This window comes from Pseudomonas sp. B19(2017), from assembly GCF_002113165.1.
Classification (GTDB): Bacteria; Pseudomonadota; Gammaproteobacteria; order Pseudomonadales; family Pseudomonadaceae; genus Aquipseudomonas.
On the sequence record NZ_NEJR01000003.1, the window covers coordinates 16,682 to 41,908 of the forward strand.

22 protein-coding genes are annotated in these 25,227 nt (G+C 63.2%); 12 read left to right on the top strand and 10 right to left on the bottom strand.

Annotated features, from left to right (window positions below):
* Positions 1-13 precede the first annotated feature (13 nt).
* From CAF70_RS05870 to CAF70_RS05885, 4 genes are read left to right on the top strand one after another with little or no spacing between them, the layout of a single operon-like run.
* Positions 14-610, top strand: coding sequence for a paraquat-inducible protein A (locus tag CAF70_RS05870; RefSeq protein ID WP_085623643.1), 597 nt, complete (start codon positions 14-16; stop codon positions 608-610).
* The gene (locus CAF70_RS05875) at positions 607-1,251 is read left to right on the top strand and encodes a paraquat-inducible protein A (RefSeq protein WP_085623641.1); all 645 of its coding nucleotides are present in this window, start codon (positions 607-609) and stop codon (positions 1,249-1,251) included. Before CAF70_RS05870 ends, CAF70_RS05875 begins: the two co-directional genes overlap by 4 nt.
* The gene (locus CAF70_RS05880; RefSeq protein WP_085623639.1) at positions 1,235-2,875 is read left to right on the top strand and encodes an intermembrane transport protein PqiB; all 1,641 of its coding nucleotides are present in this window, start codon (positions 1,235-1,237) and stop codon (positions 2,873-2,875) included. The genes CAF70_RS05875 and CAF70_RS05880 overlap by 17 nt, the downstream gene beginning before the upstream one ends.
* 11 nt (positions 2,876-2,886) lie before the next feature.
* Positions 2,887-3,423, top strand: coding sequence for a membrane integrity-associated transporter subunit PqiC (locus CAF70_RS05885; RefSeq protein WP_085623637.1), 537 nt, complete (start codon positions 2,887-2,889; stop codon positions 3,421-3,423).
* A gap of 88 nt (positions 3,424-3,511) precedes the next feature.
* Here CAF70_RS05885 and CAF70_RS05890 read toward each other — a convergent pair whose 3' ends face one another.
* A complete protein-coding gene (locus CAF70_RS05890) occupies positions 3,512-5,275 on the bottom strand; it encodes a phosphoethanolamine transferase CptA (RefSeq protein WP_085623635.1) in 1,764 nt (587 codons plus the stop codon).
* Between the two features lie 154 nt (positions 5,276-5,429).
* On the opposite strand from CAF70_RS05890, the gene CAF70_RS05895 reads away from it, so the two are divergent.
* Positions 5,430-5,576, top strand: a complete 147-nt coding sequence (locus tag CAF70_RS05895; RefSeq protein ID WP_023662626.1) for a DUF2986 domain-containing protein — start codon at positions 5,430-5,432, stop codon at positions 5,574-5,576.
* Between the two features lie 154 nt (positions 5,577-5,730).
* On the opposite strand, the gene CAF70_RS05900 is transcribed toward CAF70_RS05895, so the two are convergent.
* The gene (locus tag CAF70_RS05900) at positions 5,731-6,081 is read right to left on the bottom strand and encodes a hypothetical protein (protein WP_085623633.1); all 351 of its coding nucleotides are present in this window, start codon (positions 6,079-6,081) and stop codon (positions 5,731-5,733) included.
* 270 nt (positions 6,082-6,351) lie between these two features.
* Between CAF70_RS05900 and pssA the strand changes: the two genes are divergently transcribed.
* The 3 genes from pssA (at position 6,352) to CAF70_RS05915 (ending at position 11,638) form a co-directional block, all read left to right on the top strand.
* The gene (pssA, locus tag CAF70_RS05905) at positions 6,352-7,680 is read left to right on the top strand and encodes a CDP-diacylglycerol--serine O-phosphatidyltransferase (protein ID WP_085623631.1); all 1,329 of its coding nucleotides are present in this window, start codon (positions 6,352-6,354) and stop codon (positions 7,678-7,680) included.
* Between the two features lie 142 nt (positions 7,681-7,822).
* A complete protein-coding gene (locus CAF70_RS05910) occupies positions 7,823-10,372 on the top strand; it encodes an EAL domain-containing protein (protein ID WP_085623629.1) in 2,550 nt (849 codons plus the stop codon).
* A 120-nt stretch (positions 10,373-10,492) separates the two neighbouring features.
* Positions 10,493-11,638: a GGDEF domain-containing protein gene (locus tag CAF70_RS05915; protein WP_085623627.1), complete on the top strand. Its 1,146-nt coding sequence runs from the start codon at positions 10,493-10,495 to the stop codon at positions 11,636-11,638.
* An 819-nt stretch (positions 11,639-12,457) separates the two neighbouring features.
* Here the strand turns inward: CAF70_RS05915 and ppnN are convergent.
* Positions 12,458-13,831: a nucleotide 5'-monophosphate nucleosidase PpnN gene (gene ppnN / locus CAF70_RS05930; RefSeq protein WP_085623623.1), complete on the bottom strand. Its 1,374-nt coding sequence runs from the start codon at positions 13,829-13,831 to the stop codon at positions 12,458-12,460.
* 210 nt (positions 13,832-14,041) lie between these two features.
* A complete protein-coding gene (locus CAF70_RS05935; protein WP_085623621.1) occupies positions 14,042-15,103 on the bottom strand; it encodes a YeiH family protein in 1,062 nt (353 codons plus the stop codon).
* A 111-nt stretch (positions 15,104-15,214) separates the two neighbouring features.
* Here CAF70_RS05935 and CAF70_RS05940 point away from each other — a divergent pair, with 111 nt between their 5' ends.
* Positions 15,215-16,102, top strand: coding sequence for a LysR family transcriptional regulator (locus tag CAF70_RS05940; RefSeq protein WP_085623619.1), 888 nt, complete (start codon positions 15,215-15,217; stop codon positions 16,100-16,102).
* Between the two features lie 52 nt (positions 16,103-16,154).
* Here CAF70_RS05940 and pncB read toward each other — a convergent pair whose 3' ends face one another.
* Both pncB and CAF70_RS05950 read right to left on the bottom strand, forming a co-directional pair.
* On the bottom strand, positions 16,155-17,354 hold the full coding sequence (gene pncB / locus CAF70_RS05945; protein ID WP_085623617.1) for a nicotinate phosphoribosyltransferase: 1,200 nt from the start codon (positions 17,352-17,354) through the stop codon (positions 16,155-16,157).
* Positions 17,351-18,001, bottom strand: a complete 651-nt coding sequence (locus CAF70_RS05950; protein ID WP_085623615.1) for an isochorismatase family protein — start codon at positions 17,999-18,001, stop codon at positions 17,351-17,353. Before CAF70_RS05950 ends, pncB begins: the two co-directional genes overlap by 4 nt.
* Positions 18,002-18,140: 139 nt before the next feature.
* Between CAF70_RS05950 and CAF70_RS05955 the strand changes: the two genes are divergently transcribed.
* Positions 18,141-18,845, top strand: coding sequence for an NUDIX domain-containing protein (locus CAF70_RS05955; protein ID WP_085623613.1), 705 nt, complete (start codon positions 18,141-18,143; stop codon positions 18,843-18,845).
* A 41-nt stretch (positions 18,846-18,886) separates the two neighbouring features.
* On the opposite strand, the gene CAF70_RS05960 is transcribed toward CAF70_RS05955, so the two are convergent.
* Positions 18,887-20,299 carry a cytosine permease gene (locus CAF70_RS05960; RefSeq protein WP_085623611.1) on the bottom strand — a complete coding sequence of 471 codons (1,413 nt, stop codon included), beginning with the start codon at positions 20,297-20,299 and terminating at the stop codon, positions 18,887-18,889.
* 413 nt (positions 20,300-20,712) lie between these two features.
* Entirely contained in the window at positions 20,713-21,165 is a 453-nt protein-coding gene (locus tag CAF70_RS05965) for an Lrp/AsnC family transcriptional regulator (RefSeq protein ID WP_015270735.1), read from the bottom strand.
* Positions 21,166-21,276: 111 nt separating this feature from the next.
* On the opposite strand from CAF70_RS05965, the gene CAF70_RS05970 reads away from it, so the two are divergent.
* Together CAF70_RS05970 and CAF70_RS05975 are read left to right on the top strand one after the other, a co-directional pair.
* Positions 21,277-21,891: a LysE family translocator gene (locus tag CAF70_RS05970; RefSeq protein WP_085623609.1), complete on the top strand. Its 615-nt coding sequence runs from the start codon at positions 21,277-21,279 to the stop codon at positions 21,889-21,891.
* 168 nt (positions 21,892-22,059) lie between these two features.
* Positions 22,060-22,692, top strand: a complete 633-nt coding sequence (locus CAF70_RS05975; protein WP_085623607.1) for a LysE family translocator — start codon at positions 22,060-22,062, stop codon at positions 22,690-22,692.
* A gap of 3 nt (positions 22,693-22,695) precedes the next feature.
* On the opposite strand, the gene CAF70_RS05980 is transcribed toward CAF70_RS05975, so the two are convergent.
* On the bottom strand, positions 22,696-24,477 hold the full coding sequence (locus CAF70_RS05980; protein ID WP_085623605.1) for an ATP-binding protein: 1,782 nt from the start codon (positions 24,475-24,477) through the stop codon (positions 22,696-22,698).
* A gap of 184 nt (positions 24,478-24,661) precedes the next feature.
* On the bottom strand, positions 24,662-25,225 hold the full coding sequence (locus tag CAF70_RS05985; protein WP_085623603.1) for an NUDIX hydrolase: 564 nt from the start codon (positions 25,223-25,225) through the stop codon (positions 24,662-24,664).
* Between the last annotated feature and the right edge of the window lie 2 nt (positions 25,226-25,227).

Below are 25,227 nucleotides of genomic sequence, written 5' to 3' on the forward strand. Positions count from 1 at the left end.
CTGTGGAAACCCCATGAGCCAGACCCAGCAGCTGATCATCTGTGAGTACTGTGACACGGTTTACCACCGTGCGCCGTTGCTCAAGCACCAGCGCGCCGTTTGCCAGCGCTGTGGCGGCGTGCTGTACCGGCACACCTCGCTGACCGTGCAGCAGCGGCTGGCCCTGAGTGTGACGGGCGGCATCCTGCTGGTGTTCGCCAACTTCTACCCGGTGATGACCATTGGCATGCAGGGGCTCACCCATTCCGCGACCTTATGGGACTCGGTGCAGATCCTCAGCCACGGCAGCATCACCTTCATCGCCCTGGTCATGGCCCTGTCGATCATCTTTGCGCCGGTGCTGCAGATTACCCTCTTGTGCTGGGTGTTGGGTTTCGCCCTGGCTGGCCAGCGCGCACCCGGTTTTGCCCTGTGCATGCGCAGCCTGGAGGGCCTGCGGCCTTGGAGCATGCTGGAAGTGTGCCTGCTAGGGGCGATGGTGGCGGTGATCAAGCTGGCGGGTTTGCTCGATGTAATCCCCGGCATCGGCCTGCTGGCCTTGGCCGCGCTGAGCATGCTGATCATTCATATCGCCGGCAAGGACATCCGCGACTTGTGGGAGCAGGTATGACTATCCCGGCCAACGCCGACGAACTGGGCCTGTGCCTGTGTCATGGCTGCGGTCAGGCCTGCGAACTGGGCAGCGGTGCGCATACCTGCGACCGCTGTGGGGCTGCCATTCACCGGCGCAAGGCCAATGCCATCAGCCGCGGCTGGGCGTTTCTGCTGGCGGCGCTGATTTTCTACATCCCCGCCAACCTGCTTCCGGTCATGCACACCGAAATGCTTGGCAGCGGCAGCGAAAGCACCATTGGCGGTGGCGTGCTGGAGTTCTGGGAGGCCGGTGCCTGGGACATCGCGCTGATCATCTTCATTGCCAGCGTGGGCGTTCCGGCCATCAAGTTCTTCTCGCTCGGCCTGTTGCTGTTTACCGCCGGGCGTGGTTCCACCTGGGCCTGCCGGCAGCGTTCGCAGTTGTACCGCTTCGTCGAGTTGATCGGTTACTGGTCGATGCTCGATGTGATGGTGGTGGCGCTGGTGGCGGCGCTGGTGCAACTGCGCGGGCTGGGCACCATCGAGCCACGGGTGGGCATCCTGTTTTTCGGCATGGTGGTGGTCCTGACCATGTTTTCTGCGATGAGCTTCGATCCACGCCTGATCTGGGATAGCCGAGCCAACGAAGGAGGCCGTATTGATGGTGCAAGAGACTGACAAGCGCGAGCGCGCGGGGCAGGTTGAAGTGCGCACCCGGCGCTGGAGTGTGTCGCTGGTATGGATCGTGCCGATACTGGCGATTCTGATCGGCGCTTCGCTGGTGGTGCGCAACTGGATGCAGCAAGGCCCGGTCATCGCGATTTCCTTTCACACCGGGGAAGGGCTGGTGGCGCACAAGACCCAGGTCAAGTACCGCAGCGTGGTGATTGGCGAAGTCACCACGGTGGACCTGGCCGACGACAAGAAGAGCGTGGTCGCCAAGGTCCAGCTGTCCAACGACGCCCGTGCGTTCGCTACCCAGGGCGCACGCTTCTGGGTGGTGCGGCCACGCATTGGGGTGGGCGGCGTGTCCGGCGTGGACACGCTGCTGTCGGGCAGTTTCATCGGTGCGGATGCCGGCGAATCGAAAGTGCCCGAGAAGTCCTTCGTCGGCCTGGAGTTGCCACCGCCGATCACCTACGACGAAAAGGGCAAGCGCTTTGTCCTGACTGCCAGCGACCTGGGGTCGCTGGATATTGGCTCATCGATCTATTACCGCAAGATCCCGGTGGGTGAGGTGGTGTCGTTTGCCCTGCAGAACGATGGCAAGGGCGTGGAAATTGGCATATTCGTGCAGGCCCCCTACGACAGTTTCGTCACCGCCGATACCCGCTTCTGGAACGCCAGTGGCGTCGACATGCAGATCGGTGCCAACGGCCTGAAGATCGATACCGAGTCACTGTCGTCCATCCTGGTGGGCGGGCTGGCCTTTGGCTCGCCCGACTTCGCCCCGCAAGCCGAGCCGGCTGCCGACCAGGCGCACTTCCAGCTGTTTGCCGACCGCGACACCGCCCTGGCCCCGCCTACTGGTCAGGCGCAGTACCTGCAGTTGCGTTTCGACCAGGCCATGCGTGGCCTGTCGGTGGGGGCCCCGGTGGAGTTCAAGGGTGTAGAGTTTGGCCGGGTCACCTCGGTCAAGCTCGACTACGATGCCACCCGGCAAACCTTCCCGGTGGTGGTCGATGCGGTGATCTACCCGCAACGGCTGGGGCCGGTGCACCGCAAGATGCTGAATGTGTTCAAGCATGTCGAAGGCGACATGGACGGCGCGCGGCGGCTGATCGGCACCTTCGTCGAGCACGGGCTGCGGGCCCAGGCGCGAAGCGGCAACCTGATCACCGGGCAGATGTTCATTTCCCTGGACTTCTACCCGGATGCCCCCAAGGTGGCTTTCGACAAGACCGCCGACCCCATCACCATCCCCACATTGCCGGGCAGCCTGGAGCAGTTGCAGGAACAGCTGCAGCGGGTGGTGGAGCGCATCAGCAAATTGCCGCTGGAAAGCATCGCCAACAACCTGGACGGCAGCCTGCGTGAGCTGCGCGCCAGCCTCAAACAGTTCAATGGCCAGACGCTGCCGGACGTGAAGGTGGCGCTGGACGAAGTTCACAAGACCTTGCGCACGGCCAATTCGGCCATTTCCGAGGACTCGCCGCAGCGCGAGCGCATGGGTGAAACCCTGGATGAGCTGGAGCGCATGTCGCGATCGCTGCGGGACCTGGCCGATTACCTGGGCCGGCACCCCGAATCGCTGATACGTGGCCGGCCGAAAGCGGCCAGTGCCACAGACCTTGAACCCTGAGGAGACGCCCGATGCATCGACTGCGCAATATGTGTGGTGCCGGCCTGCTGGCAGTGCTGTGGGGCTGCAGCAGTACCCCGAACAACTATCACACGCTGGTGCCGAGCGAACCGGTGCGCGACGGTGGCCAGCGTATTCAGGTGGCGAGGGTGGCCGTGCCGCCACAGGTGGACCGCCCTCAGTTGGTGGTGCGGCAGGGGCAGAGTGGCCTGGCGATCCTCGAGACGGAGTGGTGGGGGGCCAACCTGGTGGATGAGTTCCGCAGCGCCTTGCAGGACCAACTGGGTGGGCCGGTAGGTGGCGGCAAGGCGGTGTTGCGGGTGGACGTGCAGCGCTTCGATACGGTGCCGGGGCGCTACGCCTCGCTGGAGGCGCTATGGCGCCTGACACGCTCGGGGGAGGCCGGGCTGACCTGCCGAACCTCGTTGCAGACGGCGGCGGACAACAGCATCGCCAGCCTGGTCAATGCCCACCAGGCCAACCTGCGCAAACTGGCCGAGGCAGTGCGGGAGAGTGCCCGGCAGGGCAGCTGTGCCCAACCTGCCTGATGGCTGATCGATGCACGGTACTTGTGGGAGCGGCCTTGTGTCGCGAAAGGGGCGCAAAGCGCCCCCGGCAATCCCGACCGCACAACACTCAGTTCAGGTTCTTCCCGCTACTGACCGTCTCCCGCACCCGCTCGGCCTTGTCCAGCGGCAGATGGTCGAACTCGCGCAAGCCATCCTTGCGGTACGGGTCGCCAATCCAGCGCGGGGCCACCACGAATTGCGGGCTCACCAGGCTCTTGGCCGGTTCGTAACGGTCATAGCTCAGCCCGGCCAGGTCGGAAAAGGTATGGATCAGGTGCGAGCTGCTGTAGGGGCGCTCGGTCATTGCCTGCAAGTCGCGTGGGTGTTCGGCCTGCCAGCTGGGCGAAGTCCACAGCAGGAACGGAATGGTGTACATCGGCCGGGTCGGCGCGCCTTCGTTACGCCCCAGGCGGTCGTGGTTGCCTGAGCTGTACACATCTTCACCATGGTCGGACAGGTACAGCAGGAAACCATTGGCAGTACTGGCCGAATAACGCTTGATCAGGCTCGACACCACGTAGTCGTTGTAGCGCACCGCGTTGTCGTAGAAGTTGTAGGTTTGTACCTGGTCGTCTGTCAGCTTGCCGGGCACCCCCTGGCGGTCGTCGAAGTGCGCGTAGTCGTTCGGGTAGCGGTAGCGATAATCCATGTGCGTACCCAGCAGGTGCACGATGATGAATTTGTTCGGCGCCGGGTCCTGCAGGGCCTTCTCGAACGGCGCCAGCACCACGTCGTCGTACTGGCTGGCATTCTGGTTGCGCTGGTTGTTGAGGTACACCGGCGCGTCCGTCTGCTGCGAGAAGGTGGTCAGCATGGTGTTGCGTTTGGTCATGGTCTGCTGGTTGGTGATCCAGAAGGTTTTATAGCCAGCCTGTTTCATCAGGTTGATCAGCGACGGGTCGGTCAGGAAGCGGTCCGGGTTCTGTTCGTCGCCGAAGGTGAGGATCTGCTGCATCACTTCGATGGTGTACGGGCGTGGCGATACCACGTTGCGGAACACGGTCAGGCGCTTGTCGCTGGCGGCCAGTGCGTCGAGGTTGGGCGTGGTGTCGCGGTTGTAGCCGTACAGGTGCATGTGCTCGCGGGTTGTGGATTCGCCCAGCACCAGCACCAGCGTGCGTGGCGCTGCGCCACTGCTGTCATGCAGGTTTTGCAGGGGCGGCAGCGCGGCGTTCTGGGCCAGCAGCTCTTGCATGTTGTCCAGTTGCTGGCGGTACTGGCGGTAGCCGACCAGCAGCTGCCAGGGCACGGCGGGTTCCATGCGCTGCTGCACCTTTTCCGCTGCGTCGGCGAAGCTGCGCTGCTGGGTGACCATCTGCTTGTAGAACGGGTACACCAGGTTGGCCAGCAGCAACAGCAATACCACCGGCAGGCGGCTGCGCAGCGGCAGGCTGACCGGGCGTACGCGCCTCCAAAGCAGTACTGCCACCAGGGAGTACAGCAGCAACGCCAGGCCCAGCCAGACGCTGAAGTACTGGCTGAAGTACTCGCCGGCCTCGGCGGTGTTGGACTCGAACATGACGAAGATGACGCTTTGCGAGAACTCCTGGCGATAGATGCCGAAGTAGCTCAGGCCCACCAGTGAAGCAGCCCACAGCACCAGGCCTATGATCGCGGCCGTGGCGCGGGTGAAGCGTGGCAGCAGCAGTACCGGGGCCAGCCACAGGCTGCTGAGGAACAAAGCATCGCGGAAACCGGCGAACCCGGTGGTGCCGCTGAACAGCAGCAACGCCTGGGTCACGCCTGAGAAGTACCAGAAAAACAGCAAAAGCCAGCCCAGGCCGGCCCAGTCCACGCGCTTGGGCGAAGAGGGGGATGGAGTGTGTGACACGTTTGCCTCGTAGTCGCTCGGCGGCCAGCGGATGTGCCCGTGACCGGAAAGGGCGTGACGCTAATCTGCCGGGTGTGAAAATAACGTCAACGAGACGTTGGCCCAGGCAAGGTATGATGGGTTCAGCCAAACCAGACTGACAGGCCGAGTGAGAATGAACCGTCGCAAGAAGATCAAGCAGCTATTGCAGGCGCATGCCAAGAAGGCCAGCGCCAAACTGGCACCGCGCAAGCCCAAGTACATTTGCAAGGCCGACCGGTTGAAGATGGAGGCCGAGGCGGCGGGGGATACCCCAACCTGACTGACTGGCGCGGACATTGTAGGAGCGGCCTGTGTCGCGATCGGGCCGCAGAGCGGCCCACGATTTCAGCGTTGAAGCAGATATCGCCGGGGCCGCCTTGCGGCCCGATCGCGACACAGGCCGCTCCTACAGGGGATGCGTCAGCTGCTTACGATCAACGGCGGTAGTAACGATAGTCGTGATAGTAGCGGTCGTGCATGGCCCGATCATGGCGGCGCTCCCAGTCGCGGCGGCGTTCCCAGTCTCGCCGACGTTCCCAGTCACGGCGGGCTTGCTCACGGCGCCACTGTTCGCGGCGCCAGTCGCGGCGGTGGTCATGCCAGCGGTCGTCATCGTGGGCCAGCAGCGTGGCCGGCTGTGCATTGGCCACGCTGGCCACTCTGGACCAGGGGTTGCCGGCAGGCTGCAACGGTGCTTGAACCGCCGGGGGTGCCATCACGGGCGCCTTCGTTTGTGTTGCCGACGCCGTGCCCATCGCCGCGAACGAGAACAGGCCGAGCAGCATCAACCTTGCGACATGTATTTTCATGAGCGAAGCCAACCTCTGATAACAATTGAGCCATCTGGCCAGCAGGTGGTCGGCGAGCCTTGTCTCGCGTACCGCTACCTTTCTGGGCCTCCCACATAGACCGGTAAACGGGAAAAAGTTCGCAGCAGCAACAAGTTGTACAACTTCTGCGGGGAGACCGGCCCCAGGCGCATCGGGACTGGACCATTTCGATCTTCCTGTGCAAGCTGATGCACGACAGTGATTGCACACAGAAGGTGATCGTTTGTGAACCCCGAATCCATGCTGGCGGCATTGCCAGGCTTCGCCATGCCGGCCGAGGCGATCCAGGTGCTGCCCGATGCCAGGGCCTATCGCGCCTGCCTGCTCGAGCGCATTCGCGCCGCCACCCGGCGCATCGTCATCGTCGCGTTGTACTTGCAGGAAGACGAGGCCGGCCAGGAAGTGCTGGATGCCTTGTACCAGGCCAAGGCCGCGCGGCCGGGGCTGGAAATCACCATCGTGGTCGACTGGTTCCGTGCCCGGCGCGGTCTGCTGGGCGCCGGGCGCCAGCCGGGTAATGCCGCCTGGTACCAGGCCCAGCGCCAGCACCATGGGCTGGACATCGTCATCCATGGCGTACCGGTGCAGACCCGCGAGCTGTTCGGCGTGCTGCACCTGAAGGGCAGTATCATCGACGACTGCGTGATCTACACCGGTGCCAGCCTGAACAACGTGTACCTGCACCGTTTCGACCGCTACCGCCTGGACCGCTACCACCTGTTCCAGTCGCCGGCGCTGGCCGACGCCATGGTCGAGCTGGTGCGCCGCCTGCTGCACCACACCGCCACCCCGCGCCTTGACCTGCCGGCGCCACCCTCAACCCGCAGCCTGCGCGGCGACATACGGCGCTTGCGCGCGCGGCTGCGGCGCATGGCCTATCAGGCTCCGGTCAGCGCGGCGGCGCATGGCCTGCGGGTGATTCCGCTATTGGGTGTGGGCCGGGGCAACCCGCTGAACCGGGCGTTGTGCACCTTGCTCGCGGCGGCACGCACGCAGGTCATCATCAGCACGCCGTATTTCAACCCGCCACGGGTGCTGATGCGCGAGCTCGATCATGCCCTGGCGCGTGGTGTGCGGGTGGAACTGATCGTTGGTGACCGCACGGCCAACGACTTCTATATCGCCCCTGGCGAGCCGTTCAGTGCCAGCGGCGCGCTGCCCTACCTGTACGAAGACAACCTGCGCACCTTCGCCAGACGTCGCCACGCCGCGATTGCCACTGGCCAGCTGGAGGTGCGAATCTGGAACGACCCCGGGCACACCTTTCATGCCAAGGGCGTGTGGATCGACCAGCGCTATTCGTTGCTGACCGGTAACAACCTTAACCCGCGCGGCTTCAACCTGGACCTGGAGAACGGCCTGCTGATCGATGACCCGCAAGGGCAATGGCTGGCGCCAAGGGAGGCAGAGTTGGCCGAGCTGCGCCGACATGCGCCGAAGATCGGCTCGGCAGAGGCGCTGGGGGTCAAGGCCGAGCACCCCAAGGAAGTGCGCAAGTTCCTTCGGCGGCTGCGCTACAGCCGGTTGGAGCCGCTGATCAAGCGGGTGCTCTGAACGGGCCGGCACGCACAACCTTGATGGGGCTGGTAGGTCGTGAAGCTGAAGCCCCGGCTCACCACAGCCAGTCGTCGGTTGGACCGATCAACCCCAACCACCACCAGTCTATCCTGTAGACATGGCAAAAGGCGCCCATTGAATGGATGCAAGCTTCGGCAGTAATTCGTCGCGCAGTCAGGTGGTTCGGCAGTTGACGCTGGTGTTTTCCAGCCTGCTGTTGGTGATATTGCTACTGGGCCTGGTTTCCTTGTACCGCATTGCCGGGGCGCTGGACGAGCGTGAGCGGGCACAGAGTCGCTTTCACGCCGAGTCGGCGCTGAGCCAGTTGCAGAAGACCGACCGCAACTACCTGGTGGCCTATGCCGTCTGGCAAGCTGCGTATGACCACTTGGCAGGGACAGTGGACCGGCAGTGGGCCTATGACGAGGATAACCTCGGCGCTACCCTGTATAGCGCCGATGGCTATGAAGGGGTTTTCGTACTTGACGATAACGGCACCCACTACGCCATGCTCCAGGGCCGCCTCAGCGAACAAGGCTTTGACCGTCACAGCACCAGCAGCGCCCAGGTACTGCAGCGGGCGCGGCGGGCGGTGCAGCAGGAACAGGCTGCGTCCGGTTACCTGCTGTTCGACGGCCAGCCGGCGCTTTACACCTCGGCCGTCATTCGCCCGCCATCGACCGGGCAGCCGGTGCCGGCATCCGGTGCGGTGCTGGTGTTCGTGCGGGTACTCAGCCCTGCGGTGCTCGGGCAGTTGCAACGCACTGCCGGGCTGTCGGGCTTTACTGTAGCGGCGGCGTCCCGGGTGCCTGCAGACCACGGGCGTCTGCCGCTGGAGGAGAGTGGCTACGCGCTGACCTGGCATATCGAGCAGCCAGGAACCGAACTGCTTCACACCGTCTTGTTTCCCCTGGCCCTGGCGTTGCTGATCATCGCTTTGATCATGGCCCTGTTCGCCCGCTATGCGATGCGTGCCAGTTCCGGTATCGACCGCAGCCACCGCGAGCTCGCCGTTTCCAAGCTGGCGCTCGAGGCCAGTGAAGCGCGCTTCAAGGCCGTGGCCGAGGCGTCGTCTGACTGGATCTGGGAAACCGACGCGCAGCAGCACCTGACCTACCTGTCACCGCGTTTTGCCGAGCTTACCGGGCATGCCCCGGAGCGCTGGTTGCAACGACCTGTCAGCGAGCTGTTTGCCTGTGATACCAGTCAGGTCGATACCTGGCTGCAGGGCCTTGCCAGCAGCGAGGCTACCGGCACCTTGCGCTGCCAATACCATGATCGACATGAGCAACGGCGAGAATGCCGGGTCGCCGCCAAGGCCATCATCGAACACAAGACCTGCCAGGGGTTTCGGGGTACCTGCACCGATATCACCGACGAAGTGGCCGCCCACGCGCAGATCCAGCATCTATCGCTGCACGATGCGCTCACCGGCCTGCCCAACCGCAACAAGCTGTTCCGCTTCCTTGAAGAGGCCAGGCAAGGGGAACTGGCGTTGCTGATGCTTGACCTGGACAATTTCAAACCTATCAATGACAGCCTCGGCCACCCGGCCGGGGACGCCGTACTGATCGAAGTCGCCCACCGGCTCGGGCAAGTGACGCGGGACACCGACCTGGTGGCGAGGCTGGGCGGAGACGAGTTCGTCATCGTGCTGGCGCGGCCAGGCAAGCATGACGAGGTGGACCGCTTTTGCGCGCGGGTCATCGAAGCCCTGAAGCGCCCGATCACCTTCGAGCAACACAAGGTCCAGGTCGGGGTCAGCCTCGGGGTGGTATTGTCCGCCGAGTATGCCGGGCTACCCGGTGACCTGATCCGTTATGCCGATGTCGCCTTGTACAGTGCGAAGCAGGCCGGCAAGCATACCTGGCGCTACTTCTCGGCACAGCTGAACTCGGCATTGCTGGAAAAACGCGAACTCGAGCGTGAGCTGCGCGAAGGCATCGCGCGCGGCGAATTGCGCTTGCACTTCCAGCCGCGTTACAAGGTCGATGGGGTGACGGTGGCCTCCGCCGAGGCACTCGTGCGCTGGCAGCATCCACGGCTCGGCCTGCTACGGCCAGACCGCTTCATCGCGCTGGCCGAGGAGTCCGACCTGATAGTGCTGCTGGGCAACTGGGTGCTTCATGAGGCCTGCCAACTGGCCCGTGGCTGGCCGCTCGATATCATGGTCTCGGTCAACATGTCCCCGGCGCAGTTCAGCCGCAGCGATGTAGTCCGTGATGTGGCCGAAGCACTTCGACAAACCGGCCTGCCTGCCCATCGCCTGGAGCTGGAAATCACCGAGAACGTCATGCTCAACGACGTCGAAGGCGCCTTGCAGACCATGAATGCGCTCAAGGAACTGGGGGTGCGGCTTAACATGGATGACTTCGGTACCGGCTATTCTTCGCTGGGCTACTTGCGCACCTACCCGTTCGACAGCATCAAGATCGACAAGCGTTTCGTCCAGTCGCTGGGCACGAGCAGCAGTGATCGCAGCGTGGTACAGGCTATCATCAACCTGGGCAATGCGATGGGCATGACGGTCACCGCTGAAGGGGTAGAGACCTCGGAGCAGTTGGCCTTGCTCAGCGACGACCAGTGCCATGAGGTGCAGGGCTACCTGCTGAGCAGGCCGGTAGAAAACCAGGTCTTGATGCGTCTGATGGCCACGGTTGAGGCTGAAGATCGGGGTACGTCCCCCTAAGCGGGTGAGTTCAGACGGCCGTGCCACGCCCTCTTGAAAGTCATCGCAAGCGCGTACAATCGGGCCTTTTCCTCGTTAACCATACAGACCAATCCGTTTATGGCGCTTGATCCACCCACGATGCTGATTATATCGATCGCCCTGGCGGCCGCGGCTGCGTTGTACCTGGCGATCGAATGGCGCAGCGTCCGCGAGCCGTCGCTGCTGTTCTGGAGCGCAGGCTTTGCCACCATCACGCTTGGTTCTACCCTGGCATTGCTGCGTGGCATTGGCTTGTTGCTGGCTGGTATCTGGTTGGCCAACGGTTTACTTGTGGTGGCGCACGGGTTCTTTCTGATGGGGGTATTGCGCTTCACCCAGGTGCGGCTGTCGCATATCTGGTTATCGGTCGTGCTGGTGTGGTTCGCCTTGCTGCTGTTGCCTGTGGGACCACAGTGGTCGAAGGTGATGCTGATGGTCAACTCGTTGCTGGTGGCGCTGTTGACGCTGAAGGCCAGCTGGCTGTTGCGGCCGCATGGCAAGTCGTTGAGTGTTGGTGCGGTGCAGTTGCGCTATGTGTTGCTGGTACATGGACTGTTCTATATGGCCAAGGCGGTCATTGCGGTCATGCCGGGTACGCTGATTGACCTGGCCACTTTCGGCGGGCTGATCATTCAGGTGTCCCTGGTCGAAGGTGCGATGGCGATCATGCTGATTGCCTTGTCGATGACCGGCACCGTGCGCTACCGGCGCGAAGCGCGAATTGCCCGGTTGGCAGCCCGTGATCCGTTGACTGCGTTGTACAACCGGCGCGCGCTGGAGGGGCGGGCGGGGCCGTTCTTCAGTGAGGTGAGTTCGGCACAGCCCGGGGCTTTGCTGCTGATCGACATCGACAACTTCAAGCTGGTCAACGATCTGCACGGGCATGTTGCCGGGGACCGCTTACTGATTGCCCTGAGCGAAATGATCCGCGCGGTGCTGCCCGAGCGCTCGCTGGCGGCGCGGCTGGGCGGTGATGAGTTCGTCATTCTGCTGAGTGCTGCGAGCAGCGAGCGGGTGATGGAGCTGGGTGAGTTGTTGCGCGAACAGTTCCAGCAGTTTGCCGGCAAGACGGTGCCTACGCCGCAGCCGGTCACCTTGAGCATCGGCGCCAACCTGTTCGACCAGCCGCCGGCGAGCCTGGCGGCGTTGATCGAGCAGGGGGATGTGGCGTTGTACCAGTCCAAGCGCGGAGGGCGGGACAGTATCCGCTTCGTCGAACGGCCGATGGCCGGCTTGAGCCAGTAGCCTGCACTTTTGCTTTTGCTTTTGCTTTTGCTTTTGCTTTTGCTTTTGCTTTTGCTTTTGCTTCTAAGCGCGCGGTAGTTCAGGCGCCGCAGATTGCGACTTCAGGAGGCCGAGCGAAGGGACTGCGGAGGGAGGTGACGGGCATGGATGCCCGTCAAGCGCTGAGGCCCCATGGATGGGGCCTGCAGCGCGTACTCCCGGGAGCAGGCCCGTAGCGAGGGGACCCCGGAGCGCAGCGTAGGGGCCGGATGATGGGAGCCGACGGTTTTTGGTTCCTTTTTGCCACGACAAAAAGGGACCCGCCGTAAGGGCGGAAAGGTGATTAAGCGCCACCTTTGAAAATGAATGTTGACCTTGTTGTTGATGCCCACGCTTGAGAGCGAAAAGCGAAAAGCGAAAAGCGAAAAGCGAAAAGCGAAAAGCGGAAAAGTACTGGTCTTGAGATCGCGCATAGTCCATTTACGATGGCGACGCATACTCACCTTTTCGCCCTTACGGCGAGTCACTTTTTGTCAAACGCGACAAAAAGTAACCAAAAAACGCTGGCTCCTATCATCCGGCCCCTGCGCTACGGTCTTGCTCCCGGGAGTACGCGCTGCAGGCCCCATCCATGGGGCCTCAGCGCTTGACGGGCATCCATGCCCGTCACCTCCCTCCGCAAGCCCTTCGCTCGGCCTCCTGAAGTCGCAATCTGCGGCGCCTGAACTACCGCGCGCTTAGAAGCAAAAGCGAAGCAACAGCAAGTCATCTCGGCACTCAGGCTATCGATGAGCAACCCACAGGGGCATGACGGCAAACTTACAGTTCAGACAGGGCGAATCAGGTCACCACCTGGTAGCACGGTACATACGCCGCGCCGCCAGGCAGCTTCATCCGGTGCTGGTCGACGAATGCCTGCAACAGCCGGCCCAGTGGGTCCAGTACGGCGCTGTCGCCACGGATCTGATACGGCCCGTGTTCCTCGATCAGGCGGATGCCCTTGTCCTTCACGTTGCCGGCGACAATGCCGGAAAACGCCCGGCGCAGGTTCGCGGCCAGCTCATGGGCCGGCAACTCGCGGCGCAGGTCGAGGTCAGCCATGGCCTGGTGGGTCGGGTCGAACGGGCGCTGGAAGCTCTCCTCGATCTTCAGCAGCCAGTTGAAGTGGAAGGCATCGTTGCGCTCGCGGCGGAACTGCTTCACTGCCTTGAGCCCTTCGACCATGTGCCGGGCAACTTCTGCCGGGTCATCAATGATGATCTCGTACAAGCGATGCGCCGCCTCACCCAGGGTGGCGCCGACGAAGGCGTGCAGCTGTTGCAGGTACGGCTCGGCGCTGCGCGGGCCGGTGAGTACCACCGGGAACGGCAGTTCCTGGTTGTCCGGGTGCATGAGGATACCCAGCAGGTAGAGGAACTCCTCGGCCGTGCCGGCACCGCCGGGGAAGATGATGATGCCATGGCCGACACGGACGAAGGCTTCCAGGCGCTTCTCGATGTCCGGCAGGATCACCAGTTCGTTGACGATCGGGTTGGGCGCTTCGGCGGCGATGATGCCTGGCTCGGTCAGGCCCAGGTAGCGGCTGCCGTGCATGCGCTGCTTGGCGTGGGCAATGGTGGCACCCTTCATCGGGCCCTTCATCACCCCCGGGCCGCAGCCGGTGCACACATCCAGCTTGCGCAGGCCCAGTTCGTGGCCGACCTTCTTGGTGTACTGATATTCCTCGCTGCTGATCGAGTGGCCACCCCAGCACACCACCATCTTCGGCTCCACGCCCGGGCGCAGGGTGCGGGCGTTGCGCAACAGGTGGAAAACATAGTCGGTGATGCCCTGGGAGCTTTCCAGGTCGATGCGCTGGCTGGCCAGCTCGCTTTCGGTGTAGACGATGTCGCGCAGGGCGCTGAACAGCATTTCACGGGTACTGGCGATCATTTCGCCATCGACGAAGGCGTCGGCCGGGGCATTCAGCAGCTCCAGGCGCACGCCGCGGTCCTGTTGATGAATACGCACCTCGAAGTCCTGATAGGCCTCGAGGATGGTCTTGGCATTGTCGACATGGGCGCCGGTGTTGAGGATGGCCAGGGCGCACTGGCGGAACAGGGTGTAAAGGCTGCCGGTACCGACTTCACTCAGTTGCTGCACTTCACGTTGTGACAGCGTCTCCAGGCTGCCTTTGGGGCTGACGGATGCATTGATGACATTGCGTTGAGGCATCTAAGTCTTTCCTGTGCGGGTAAAACATCCTTCTTTGACAACACCATACCGAGAAAAGTGGACGGCAACGAGGGGGGCGTGGAAAAAGCTTGAGACCAGAATGGCTTCTTCGCGGGCTTGCCCGCTCCCACAGGTACGGCGCAAACCTCGAGAGCTGCGCGGTCCCTGTGGGAGCGGGCAAGCCCGCGAAGAAGCCAACCTGCTCTCAAGTCAGCCCAACAGCTTCTGCACACCCAGGGTAATAGCCAGCCCACCCCCCACCAGCCAAAGGTTGAGAATCGCCCCGGTGGCCAATGCCCGTGGCCCGGCCTGACGAATCTGGCTGAAGCGCGTCTCCATGCCCAGCGCCGTCATCGCCATGGTCAGGGCAAAGGTATCCAGGCTGTTGACCGCCTGCGTCACGCTGCCCGGCAGCACCTGCAGCGAATTCACCAGCACCAGCGCGAGGAAGCCGAAGGCGAACCAGGGCATGGCGATGCGCCCGTTGCCCTGTGCCTGGCCCGGATGGCGCGCGCGGCTGATCCAAAGCCCGACCACCAGCAGCACCGGTACCAGCAGCATCACCCGGGTCATCTTGACGATGGTGGCAACATGCGTGGCCTCTGGGCTGACGTTGCTGGCCGCACCGACCACCTGGGCTACTTCGTGAAGGGTGCCACCCAGGAACAGCCCGGCGCTCATGCTGTCCAGGTGCAGCCAGCCGGCATTGATCGCCAATGGGTAAAGCAACATCGAGAGGGTGCCGAACAGCACTACGCTGCCGACCGCCATGGCACTTTTGTGCGGGGCACTGCGCAGGGCCGATTCGAAGGCCAGTACCGCGGCGGCGCCGCAGATGGCGCTGCCGGCTGCGGTCAGCAAGGCGGTATCGCGGTCCAGCTTGAACAGCTTCATGCCGCACCACAGGCCGATCAGCAGGGTGCTGGACACCACCAGTAGCGACACGATCAGCCCGGACCAGCCGACTTCGGCAATTTCCTGCAGGCTTACCCGCAGGCCGAAGAAGGCCACGGCAATGCGCAGCAGGCCGCGGGCGGAAAAGTTGATACCCGCCGCCCAGCTTGCCGGTACACCGTCACGCAGTGCATTGCCATAAAGCGCACCGGCGACTATGCCGACGATCAGCGGGCTGATGCCCAGGTTGGCGATGGCGGGCAGGGCGGCCAGCTGGGTGACCGCAAGCGCGAACAGCGCGACGAACAGGATGCCATTGAGCCGCCCTCGGGTAGATAGGGTAGGCGCGAAGGCAGGGTTGGACGGAACCGTGGCCATGTGAGTCCTCCGGAAAGGTAATTCGACATTGCCTACGTTAATCTGGTTATAAGCTTATAAAAAATCGTAATTCAGGATGGCAAATATCCGTTTAGCTGATATTTTTTACTCATGACCCCAGAACAACTGATAACGTTCGCCACCGTCGCCGAGCACGGTAACATCAGCCATGCAGCCCAGGCCCTGCATCTGTCGCAGCCGGCGGTGTCTGGCCAGCTCAAGCTGCTGCAGGAAGCTTTTGGCGAGCCCCTCTATCAGCGCGCCGGCCGTGGTGTGCGGCTGACAACAGCCGGCGAGCAATTGTTGGCCCATGCCGAGCGCCTGCGCGAAACCTTCCGTCAGGCCCAGGCATTGCGCGAGGCCATGCACGGGCTGGAGCGCGGTACCTTGCGCATCGGCGCCAGTACCACGCCAGCCAGCTACCTGCTGCCCTACCTGATTGCCGATTTCCATGCCCGCTACCCGGAGGTGCTGGTGAGCACCTCCAACGGCAATACGGCGGAAATCGTCGCTGCGCTGGACAGCGTCGATATCGCCCTGATCGAAGGGCCGCCCGGGCAGGAATTGCCATTGGGTACGGCGGTGACACCGTGGCGGCAAGACGAGATCGTGGCCATCGTGCCGCGTGAGCATCCGCTGGCTGGCAGTGACCAGCAGACCTTGACGTCGCTGGGGGCCTACCCGTTGGTGCTGCGCGAGAGCGGTTCGGGTGTGCGGCAGATCGTCGAGCGGGCATTTGCCCGCAGTGGTGTGGCAATGCGCGTGGCGCTGGAGATTGCCGGGGTGGAAGGGGTGAAGGAGGCGGTGCGGGCCGGGATGGGCATCGGTTTTGTGTCGGCGATGTCGATCCGGCATGAGGATGGGGCGTTGCAGCGGTTGCAGGTTGTGCCAGAGCCCTTGGTCAGGCGGTTCTCCATACTGATGCCACATGCAGCGACACCGTCGCGGGCAGCGGCGCGGTTCCTTGAGTTGTGTGTCGGCCTGCAAGAGGTGGGCTGACTGTACCGGCCTTTTCGCGGGTGAACCCGCGAAGGGGCCAGCACAGGCGCCCTCAATCCACCTTGAAGACATGTTTCAGATAGGCCACGAAATTCTCGTCCCGGCACTGTGTCTTGCCCGGGCTGTCTGAAATCTTTGCCACCGGTGCCCCATTGCACGCCGTCATCTTGATCACGATGTTCATCGGCTCAACCCCCGGGATATCGCAGGTCAGCCGGGTACCGATACCAAAGCTCACATTGATCCGCTCATGCAGCGCCCGGTACAGCCGCAGCGCCTTGGCAAAGTCCAGCCCGTCGGAAAAGATCAGGGTCTTGCTCTTCGGGTCGATGCCCAGTCGTTCATAGTGGGCGATGGCCTTTTCCGCCCAGGCCAACGGGTCGCCCGAATCATGTCGCAGGCCATCGAACAGCTTGGCGAAGTACAGATCGAAATCGCTCAGGAACGCGTCCATGGTGATGCAGTCGGTCAGGGCAATGCCCAGCAGCCCCCGGTATTCCCGCACCCAGCATTCCAGCGCGGCAGCCTGGCTGTCGACCAGCCGCGGGCCGAGTTGCTGGTGGGCCATGAACCACTCGTGGGCCATGGTGCCGATCGGCTTGAGCTGGTATTCACGGGCCAGGTGCACGTTGCTGGTTCCGACAAAACGGCCCGGGAAGTCGCGCTTGAGAATGTGTACCACCTCTTCCTGCACCCTGTAGGAGAAGCGCCGACGGGTGCCGAAGTCGGCCAGTTGGAAAGCGGCCAGTTCATCGGTGCTGGCCTCGGCCTTGAGCCAGTCGAGGTTCTGATACAGGCGCTCGCGGACTTGCTCTATCACCACCTCGCGATACCGGTAGCGGTTGCGCACCTCGCTGATGATCGCCAGCAGCGGGATCTCGTACAGAATCACATGCAACCACGGCCCGCGCACGCGAATCGCCAGTTGCCCGGAATCATCCAGGCCTACCTGCACATAGCGCAGGTTGAAGCGGAACAGGCTGAGAAAGCGGATGAAGTCCGGTTTGATGAACGGGATCTTTTCCAGGTAGGCGAGCTGGTCATGGGTGACGCTGACATCGGCCAGCTGCTCGACCTGGTAACGGATTTCTGCCAGATAGGGTGCGAGGTTTTCCTCGTTACGGCAGCGGAATTCCCATTCCACCTCGGCGTTGGGGTAGTTGTGCAGCACTGCCTGCATCATGGTGATCTTGTAGAAGTCGGTGTCCAGCAGGTTCTGGATGATGCGCGGGCCGAAAACGCTGTCGCTCATGGGCGGTCTTCCTTGATCAGAGAGAGCTGGTAGTCGAGCGCCGCTTCGTCGCCGCAGAGGATCACGCCCTCCGCAGCCAGAGCGCCACAGGCCTCGATGGCGCCGGCCTGGGTGAGTGCGCGGCAAGCCGGCAGGTACAAAAGCACCTGAAAGCCGGCCTGGCGCAATTGGCGAGCGGTGGTCCTGACGCAATAGTCCAGGGCCAGGCCACCGACGATCACTGCCCCCACCTGCTGTACCTTCAGGTACTCGATCACCCCGGTGGAGCGACGCTCGGCCAGGTCGTGGTAACAGGCGCCGTAGGGGTGCAGGTCGGGCTCGACTCCTTTCCACACGAAATAGTCGTAGTCGATGGGGGCAGGCAGGCCGGGCAGCAACTCGAAGCCGCGAGTGCCCGGGACACAGTGGCTGACCCAGGTCAGGTCGGCGTTGGCCAGTGGCAGGGGTTGCAACATGTGCGCGGGGTCGGCGACCACCCAGGCGGCGTTGGCCGGGTGGGCGTCCTTGCTGCCCAGGCGCAGGTCGGCGCGCAAGGCCATGGTATTCAGGTCTGCCGCGATTTCGTCACCTTCGGGGACGGGTAGTTCTTGCGGCACGTTGCTGGTGAAGCCGTTCTGGGCGTCGACATCGAAACTGGCGATCTTCATGGCGGTTCTCCTTGCTGGAATGCCTATATAATTCACCTGGTGTATTAAGTGTGTCAAGTGACATCTAATTTGGGATCAATACTTGCCTTACTTAAACGCCCTGGTGGATTATGATGGCGTTGAAACAAGGAGTCGTCCGGTGAATGCAGTCGAAGTCCTGGCCAGCGTCGATATCGTCGCCCTGCGCATGGCCCCCGAAGCTCAGCATCTGCAAGTGCTGTTGCACCGTCGTGAGCGCGAACCCCATGCTGGCCAGTGGGCCCTGCCCGGGGTGATCGTCAATGGCCGTACCCCCGACACCAGCCTGGAAGCTGCCGCCGAACGCGCGCTGCGCGAGAAAGCCCAGGTCGTACCGTGCTACATGGAACAGGTGGGTACCGAGGGCAATGCTTTCCGCGACCCGCGTGGATGGTCACTCAGCACCTATTACCTGGCATTGCTCGAACCGGGGCAGGTCGTCCAGGGCGAGCAACTGGCGTTTTTCGACTTGGACAGCGTATTGGCGCGCAAGGTGCTGTTGCCCTTTGATCACAACCTGTTGGTGGAGCGCGCCCGCGAGCGGCTGGCGGCGAAGACGGTGTACAGCAGCCTGCCGTTGTATCTGCTGGCAGAGAAGTTCACTGTGCTGGATGCGTCAGGTGCAGTGCAGGCTTGCCTGGGGCAGGCGGTGAACAACACCTCGCTGCGCAAACGCCTGGAGCGTTTGCGCGAGCTGGGGTGGGTGAGGGATACCGGGGAGAAGAACCAGCCGAAGCTGGGCAGGCCGCAGCAGTTGTATCAGTACACCCCGCAGGGGGAGCGGGCGTTCATGTTTGATCGCAGCCTGCTGCCCGAAGGCGCTTAGCGCCTTCACACGTTGAAGCAACGCGGCTGGCACAGGCTGAATCAGTGCCCCATGGCCACCTTGGCGCTCATCTGCCGGCGACGGTAGGCGCTGTCGCGGCTGGCCAGCCACCAGTACAGCGGCGAGGTAACCGCCAGCCCCACCAGCCACGACAGGTCAGCTCCGTTGATATGCTCGGAAATCGGCCCGACGTACAGTGGCGTGTTCATGAACGGGATCTGCACCACGATACCCACGGCATAGGCGATCAGCGCCTGCGGGTTGTAACGCCCGTAGATGCCGCCATCGACCTGGAAGATCGACTGGATGTCGTAGTCACCCTTGTGGATGGCATAGAAGTCGATCAGGTTGATCGCTGTCCACGGCACCAGCACCACCAGCAGCACCAGCACCATGTCGACGAAGTGGCCGATGAAGTCCGCCGAAGCGAACACTGCCACCACGCAGCAGGCCGTCAGTACCACCAGCGACAGCACGGCGCGGCTCTTGGCGGTAGGGATCCAGCGGTGGGCGAAGGTTTGCACCAGGGTGATGATCGACAGCACCGCGCCATACAGGTTGAGGGCGTTGTGGCTGATCACGCTGAGCAGGAACAGCACCAGCATGATCGGGCCGAGGGTACCGGTGGCCAGCTTGACCGCGTCCCTGGTGTCCATGCCGGCCGGGATCGCCAGTACCGCCACGGCGCCGAAGATGAACGACAGGCTCGAACCCAGGGCCGAGCCCAGGTAGGTGGTCCAGAACGTCGAGCTGACCTTCACGTCCGCTGGCAGGTAGCGCGAGTAGTCCGACACATAGGGTGCAAAGGCGATCTGCCACAGCGCTGCCAGCGACACGGTGGCCAGCCAGCCGGCCAGGTTGAAGCCGCCGCGGGTGAGGAAGTCGTCGCTTTGCACGTGGCTGAAGATGTAGCCGAAGCCGACCACGATGCCGATACCCAGCACCCAGGTGCCGATGCGGTTGAGCACGTGGATGAAGCGGTAGCCGATGATGCCGATGATGCCTGAGCCCAGTGCACCGATGACGATGCCCACCGGTACCGGCACGGCGTCGACCACACCGTGCAGTGACTTGCCGGCGAGCACGATGTTGGAGGCGAAGAAGCCGATGTACATGACCCCGGCTATCACCACCACCAGCAGCGCACCGAGCGAGCCGAACTGGGCGCGGCTCTGGATCATCTGCGGGATGCCCATCTGCGGGCCCTGGGCCGAGTGCAGCGCCATCAGTACGCCACCGACCAGGTGGCCGACCAGGATGGCGACGATGCCCCATACCAGGTTCAGGTGGAACAGCTGCACGCCCAGTGCACCGGTGACGATGGGTAGCGGCGCGATGTTGCCGCCGAACCACAGTGTGAACAGATCCCTTACCTTTCCATGGCGGTCTTGCGGGGGCACGTAGCCGATCGTGTGTTTTTCTATGAGGGGTGCCGAATTGGCTGCACTGGTCATGACTGACTCCAAGGCAAGGTAGGGCATCGGGAGCTGCCCGGGGGCGTGCCGGCGAAGGGCGACGCGTTCTTGTTGGAGCGATGATGCGGGGCGCGGGGATAACGAGAAATTAGTAAATATGTGCCCATAAACCTTAAAAAACCTAAGGCTGACAGAAGGTTAAGCGGGGGACGGTAGCAAAGAGGGTGCCAGCGGGCGGGAGCGCTTGGGCTAGAGGAGGTTGGCGGGGTGGCAGGTAGACTGCGGTGGGCGGTGGTGGTGCGGTGTGCGCATTTTCAGGGCAGATAGAAAGCTGCCTGTGCGGGCCCTTTCGCGGGTGAACCCGCTCCCACAGGTACTGCGTATGACTTGAAACCGATGCGGTCGAGGTGGGAGCGGGTTCACCCGCGAAAGGGCCGGCACAGGCCGCAACGCTACATCGGCAACAACCGATCCTGAATCACCTCTTTCATCACCAGCGTAGAGCTCAACCGCTTCACATTGGGAATGCTGGTCAGCTGCTCGTCATACAGCTTCTGGAACGCCGGCAGATCCTTGGCCACCACATGCAGCAGGTAATCCGGGTCGCCAAACAGCCGCTGCGCCTCGACGATCTGCGGGATTTCGGCCAGCGCCGCTTCAAAGTCCGCAACCGGCTGGCGGGTCACTTCGCGCAGGGTCACGAACACCAGCGCGGCAAAGTTCAGCCCCAGGGCGCTCGGCGCCAAGCGGGCGTGATAGCCAAGAATCGCCCCTGATTCCTCCAACGCCTTCAGGCGCCGATGGCAGGGCGAGAGGCTGAGCCCCACACGGTCGGCCAGCTCGGTCACCGATAACCGACCGTCTTTTTGCAGTTCGGCAAGGATTTTTCGATCAGTCCTGTCCATCGAGAAGGATCTTCCAGTCATTGAGGGCTGTTGGGGAATATACGAAAGAAAATCCCTCGGCGGAATCCGTAATCTTTGGCCATCGCAAAGCAGTGGAAAAGGAAGATTCAAGTGGCTCTCAGTGTTCTGACGGCGTTCTGGGCCGTGTCGATGCTGTTCGTGATTACCCCGGGTGCGGACTGGGCCTATGCCATTTCGGCCGGCATGCGCGGGCGCTGGGTGATGCCTGCCGTGGCGGGGATGCTGTCGGGGCATTTCCTCGCGACCCTGGTGGTGGCGGCCGGGGTCGGCAGCCTGCTGGCCGGCCACCCGCTGGCGCTGACCCTGCTGACCCTGGCGGGGTGCAGCTACCTGCTGTGGCTGGGTGGCAACCTGCTGCTGAGCCCGGCATTGCCGGCGGCCGGGCAGGACGGGGCGGGGGAGTCGGGTTCACGCTGGGCATTGAAGGGGTTTTGTGTCAGCGGCCTGAACCCGAAGGTGTTCCTGCTGTTCCTGGCCCTGTTGCCGCAGTTCACCGACCCGCAGTCTAGCTGGCCGGTGCCATTGCAGATCTTGCTGCTGGGCCTGGTGCACCTGTGTAGCTCGCTGGTGATCTACTCGCTGGTCGGCTATGGCGCCAAAGCCGTGCTGAGCACCCGGCCGGGGGCGGCAAAACTGGTCGGACGGGTGTCGGGGGTAGCGATGATCACGGTGGCCCTGGGTTTGATAGCCGGGCAGTTTAGTTAAGTTTCATTGGCCTCATCGCCGGCAAGCCAGCTCCCACAGGGTTTCACAAGGCTTGGGATTAGCGGGGTACTTGTGGGAGCTGGCTTGCCGGCGATGAGGCCAGTACAGACGACAGACAAAGCCTCGGATAAACTCGCAGCACTTCAACGCACAACCAGGATGTGTTCCATGCCGGAAACCACGCAACTGCTCACTTTCGCCCTGATCTGCCTCGGCATGGTTCTGACCCCGGGGCCGAACATGATCTACCTGATCTCCCGATCGATCTGCCAGGGCCGCAAGGCCGGGTTGATTTCGCTGGGGGGCGTGGCCCTGGGCTTCGTCATTTACATGTTCTGCGCCGCGCTGGGCATCACCGCTCTGGTGATGGCTGTGCCCTTTGCCTACGATGCGCTGCGCATCGGTGGTGCGTTGTACCTGTTGTACCTGGCCTGGCAGGCGCTGCGCCCTGGTGGCCGTTCGCCGTTCCAGGTTCGTGACCTGCCTGCCGACAGCCCGCGGCGGCTGTTCACCATGGGCTTTGCCACCAGCCTGCTCAACCCCAAGATCGCCGTCATGTACCTGTCGTTGATGCCTCAGTTCATCGAGCCGGGGCATGGCAGCGTGCTGCTGCAGTCGCTGGTGCTGGGGTCGACACAGATCGCCATCAGTGTCTCGGTCAATGCACTGATCGCGGTCATGGCCGGGTCGATCGCCGTGTGCCTCGCCGGTCGCCCGCTGTGGCAGCAGGTTCAGCGCTGGCTGATGGGCACGGTGCTGGCGGGCCTGGCCGTGCGCATGCTGGCCGAAGGGCGGCGTTGATCGCTAGGCTTCAGGCGGTTGCTCCTGGGGCAGGTACAAGGTAAAGGTTGTGCCTTGGCCCGGGACGCTGTTCACCTGAACATCGCCCCCGGACTGCCTGGCAAAACCGAACACCTGCGACAGCCCGAGCCCGGTGCCTTCACCCGGCGCCTTGGTGGTGAAGAACGGGTCGAAGATGCGCTCCAGCAGTTCGGCGGCAATGCCTACACCGCTGTCGCTCACCGAAATCGCCGCGAACGGGCCCGGCTGTGGCGGCTGGCCGCGCAGGGCGGGCAGGCACTGGTCGGCCTGCAGGCGCAGTTGCAAGGTGCCTTCACCGGCCATGGCATCGCGGCCGTTGAGCATCAGGTTGATGACTGCGGTTTCCAGCTGATTGAGATCGGCGCGGATATGGCAAGGCGCCTGCGGCAACTGCAGCTCGACCTGGATCCGCGCACCGGTGGCAGTGTCGAGCATGTCGGCCATGGCCTCCAGCCGTGGCCCTGCCTCGAACACTTGAGGGCTCAGGGCCTGGCGGCGGGCGAAGGCCAGCAGCTGGCCGGTCAGCTTGCTACCGCGGTCGACGGTATCGGACATGGTCTTGAGGTAGCGCTCGCGGCGCTGTGCGTCGAGGTTGGGGCGCTGCAGAAAATGCAGCGACGAGCGAATGATGGTCAGCAGGTTGTTGAAGTCATGGGCCACGCCACCGGTCAGCTGGCCGATGGCTTCGAGCTTCTGGGTCTGGCGCAGCACGGCTTCGGTGTGCAGCAACTGGCTGGTGCGTTCGTCGACGCGCTGTTCGAGGGTGGCGTTCAGCGCCTCTAGTGCGGCCACGGCCTCGCGTACTTCGGCGTGGGCCTGTACCCGCTGGACATGCGCCCAGGAGCGCTCGGTGACTTCGCTGATCAACGCCTGTTCGTAGTGGGTCCACTGACGTGGCGCCTTGTCGTGGATGGCCATCAGCGCGGTCAGCCGGCCCCCTTTGATCAAGGGCATGCAAATGGTCGCGGTAATGCCGATGGCCTGGAAGGTGGCAGCTTCCTCTGCGGACAGCTCGCTCAGGTTGTCCCGGATGACCAGCGGCAGGCCACTGCGCAAGCGGCCGAGCGCCAGCTTGCCGAAGTCCTGCAACTGGTAACGTCCCAGAAGATGCGGCGAGCCGGGCGCCACGGCGTCACCGCAGATGGTAAAACCGTCTTCGTCTGGCTCCATCACCGCGTAGGCGCAACTTGACAGTTGCAGGTGCTCGACCAGCATGCGCGTGGTGATGGCAAGGATCTGGTCCGGGTCGGTAGCATCGGCCACGGCACGGCCCAGGTCGTCGAGGAATTTCAGGCGCTGGTTGGCGAGCACGCTGCCGGTGGTTTCGGTGACGGTATCCAGCATGCCCAGCACCTTGCCATCATGATCGCGGATGGGACTGTAGCAGAAGGTGAACCAGGCCCTTTCGGGGTCGCCGTTGCGGTCGATTACCAGCGGGAAGTCTTCGATGTACACCGCCTCGCCAGCCAGGGCGCGGTTGGCCAAATGGCCGATGTCGGCCCAGGCCTCCTGCCATACGACGCGGAAGGGGATGCCCAATGATGAGGGCTTTTGCCCGAGAATTTGCGAGAAAGCGTCGTTGTGCAGGGTGAGCAGGTCAGGGCCCCAAAGCACGGCTTGCGGGAAGCGCGAGGCCAGGCACAGGGCCAGGCTGGTTTTCAGCGGGTCGGGCCAGTGCTGTAGCGGGCCCAGCGGGGTGGCGGCCCAATCGTGGTTGCGGATGCGCTCGGCCATCAGCCCGCCGCCGTCTAGCCATCTTGCCATGTGCTCTGCTGGTCCTTTTGCATAAGGCCCTTTAGGGTGCACCGAGAATAGACCCTTGGCGAGGGTTTTGTGTTACGTGTACCGGCCTCTTCGCGGGCTTGCCCGCTCCCACAGAGATGGCACATTGCCAAGCTTTGCGCCGTACAGGTGGGAGCGGGCAGGCCCGCGAAGAGGCCGGTACAGGCTAGCGAATGAAGTGCACCTTGCCAGTGTCGTCATTGCCCATGTAGATGCCATAAACCCCGGCCTGCCGCTCGAGGATGTAGCGCTCCAGAATCTGCCGGATTGCCGGGTAGTAGATGTCCCCCCACGGGATCTCGTCCGGCTCGAAGAACCTGTATGCCAGCGTTTCCACCCCGTATTGCCCGGTTTCCTCGGTGGCGATGGCGCGGAAGATGATGTACACCTCGCTGATCCTGGGGACGCTGAAGATCGAGTACGGCGAGACGATCTCGGCGCGTACGCCGCTTTCTTCCCAGACTTCGCGCAAGGCCGCCTGCTCGGTGGTCTCGCCGGCCTCCATGAACCCGGCCGGCAAGGTCCAGGTACCGGGGCGCGGCGGGATGGCGCGCTGGCACAGCAGGTACTTGCCATCACGCTCGATGATGCAGCCGGCGATGATCTTCGGGTTGATGTAATGGATATAGCCGCAACCGGTGCAGTGCAGGCGTTCGTGGGTGTCGCCTGTGGGAACGCCCCGGGCCAGTTCCGTGGTGCAGTGCGGGCAGTAGCGCGGGGCGTTGGGCATGG

Bases quoted from the DNA above. Each gene is read 5' to 3' on its own strand.
- CAF70_RS05965 (WP_015270735.1), bottom strand. From the start codon at position 21,165: ATGGACAGGACTGATCGAAAAATCCTTGCCGAACTGCAAAAAGACGGT.
- CAF70_RS05880 (WP_085623639.1), top strand. From the start codon at position 1,235: ATGGTGCAAGAGACTGACAAGCGCGAGCGCGCGGGGCAGGTTGAAGTG.
- CAF70_RS05950 (WP_085623615.1), bottom strand. From the start codon at position 18,001: ATGAAGATCGCCAGTTTCGATGTCGACGCCCAGAACGGCTTCACCAGC.
- pncB (WP_085623617.1), bottom strand. From the start codon at position 17,354: ATGAGCGACAGCGTTTTCGGCCCGCGCATCATCCAGAACCTGCTGGAC.
- ppnN (WP_085623623.1), bottom strand. From the start codon at position 13,831: ATGCCTCAACGCAATGTCATCAATGCATCCGTCAGCCCCAAAGGCAGC.
- CAF70_RS05915 (WP_085623627.1), top strand. From the start codon at position 10,493: ATGCTGATTATATCGATCGCCCTGGCGGCCGCGGCTGCGTTGTACCTG.
- CAF70_RS05980 (WP_085623605.1), bottom strand. From the start codon at position 24,477: ATGGCAAGATGGCTAGACGGCGGCGGGCTGATGGCCGAGCGCATCCGC.
- CAF70_RS05870 (WP_085623643.1), top strand. From the start codon at position 14: ATGAGCCAGACCCAGCAGCTGATCATCTGTGAGTACTGTGACACGGTT.
- CAF70_RS05985 (WP_085623603.1), bottom strand. From the start codon at position 25,225: ATGCCCAACGCCCCGCGCTACTGCCCGCACTGCACCACGGAACTGGCC.
- CAF70_RS05935 (WP_085623621.1), bottom strand. From the start codon at position 15,103: ATGGCCACGGTTCCGTCCAACCCTGCCTTCGCGCCTACCCTATCTACC.
- CAF70_RS05975 (WP_085623607.1), top strand. From the start codon at position 22,060: ATGCCGGAAACCACGCAACTGCTCACTTTCGCCCTGATCTGCCTCGGC.
- CAF70_RS05960 (WP_085623611.1), bottom strand. From the start codon at position 20,299: ATGACCAGTGCAGCCAATTCGGCACCCCTCATAGAAAAACACACGATC.
- CAF70_RS05895 (WP_023662626.1), top strand. From the start codon at position 5,430: ATGAACCGTCGCAAGAAGATCAAGCAGCTATTGCAGGCGCATGCCAAG.
- CAF70_RS05900 (WP_085623633.1), bottom strand. From the start codon at position 6,081: ATGCTGCTCGGCCTGTTCTCGTTCGCGGCGATGGGCACGGCGTCGGCA.
- CAF70_RS05940 (WP_085623619.1), top strand. From the start codon at position 15,215: ATGACCCCAGAACAACTGATAACGTTCGCCACCGTCGCCGAGCACGGT.
- CAF70_RS05875 (WP_085623641.1), top strand. From the start codon at position 607: ATGACTATCCCGGCCAACGCCGACGAACTGGGCCTGTGCCTGTGTCAT.
- CAF70_RS05885 (WP_085623637.1), top strand. From the start codon at position 2,887: ATGCATCGACTGCGCAATATGTGTGGTGCCGGCCTGCTGGCAGTGCTG.
- CAF70_RS05910 (WP_085623629.1), top strand. From the start codon at position 7,823: ATGGATGCAAGCTTCGGCAGTAATTCGTCGCGCAGTCAGGTGGTTCGG.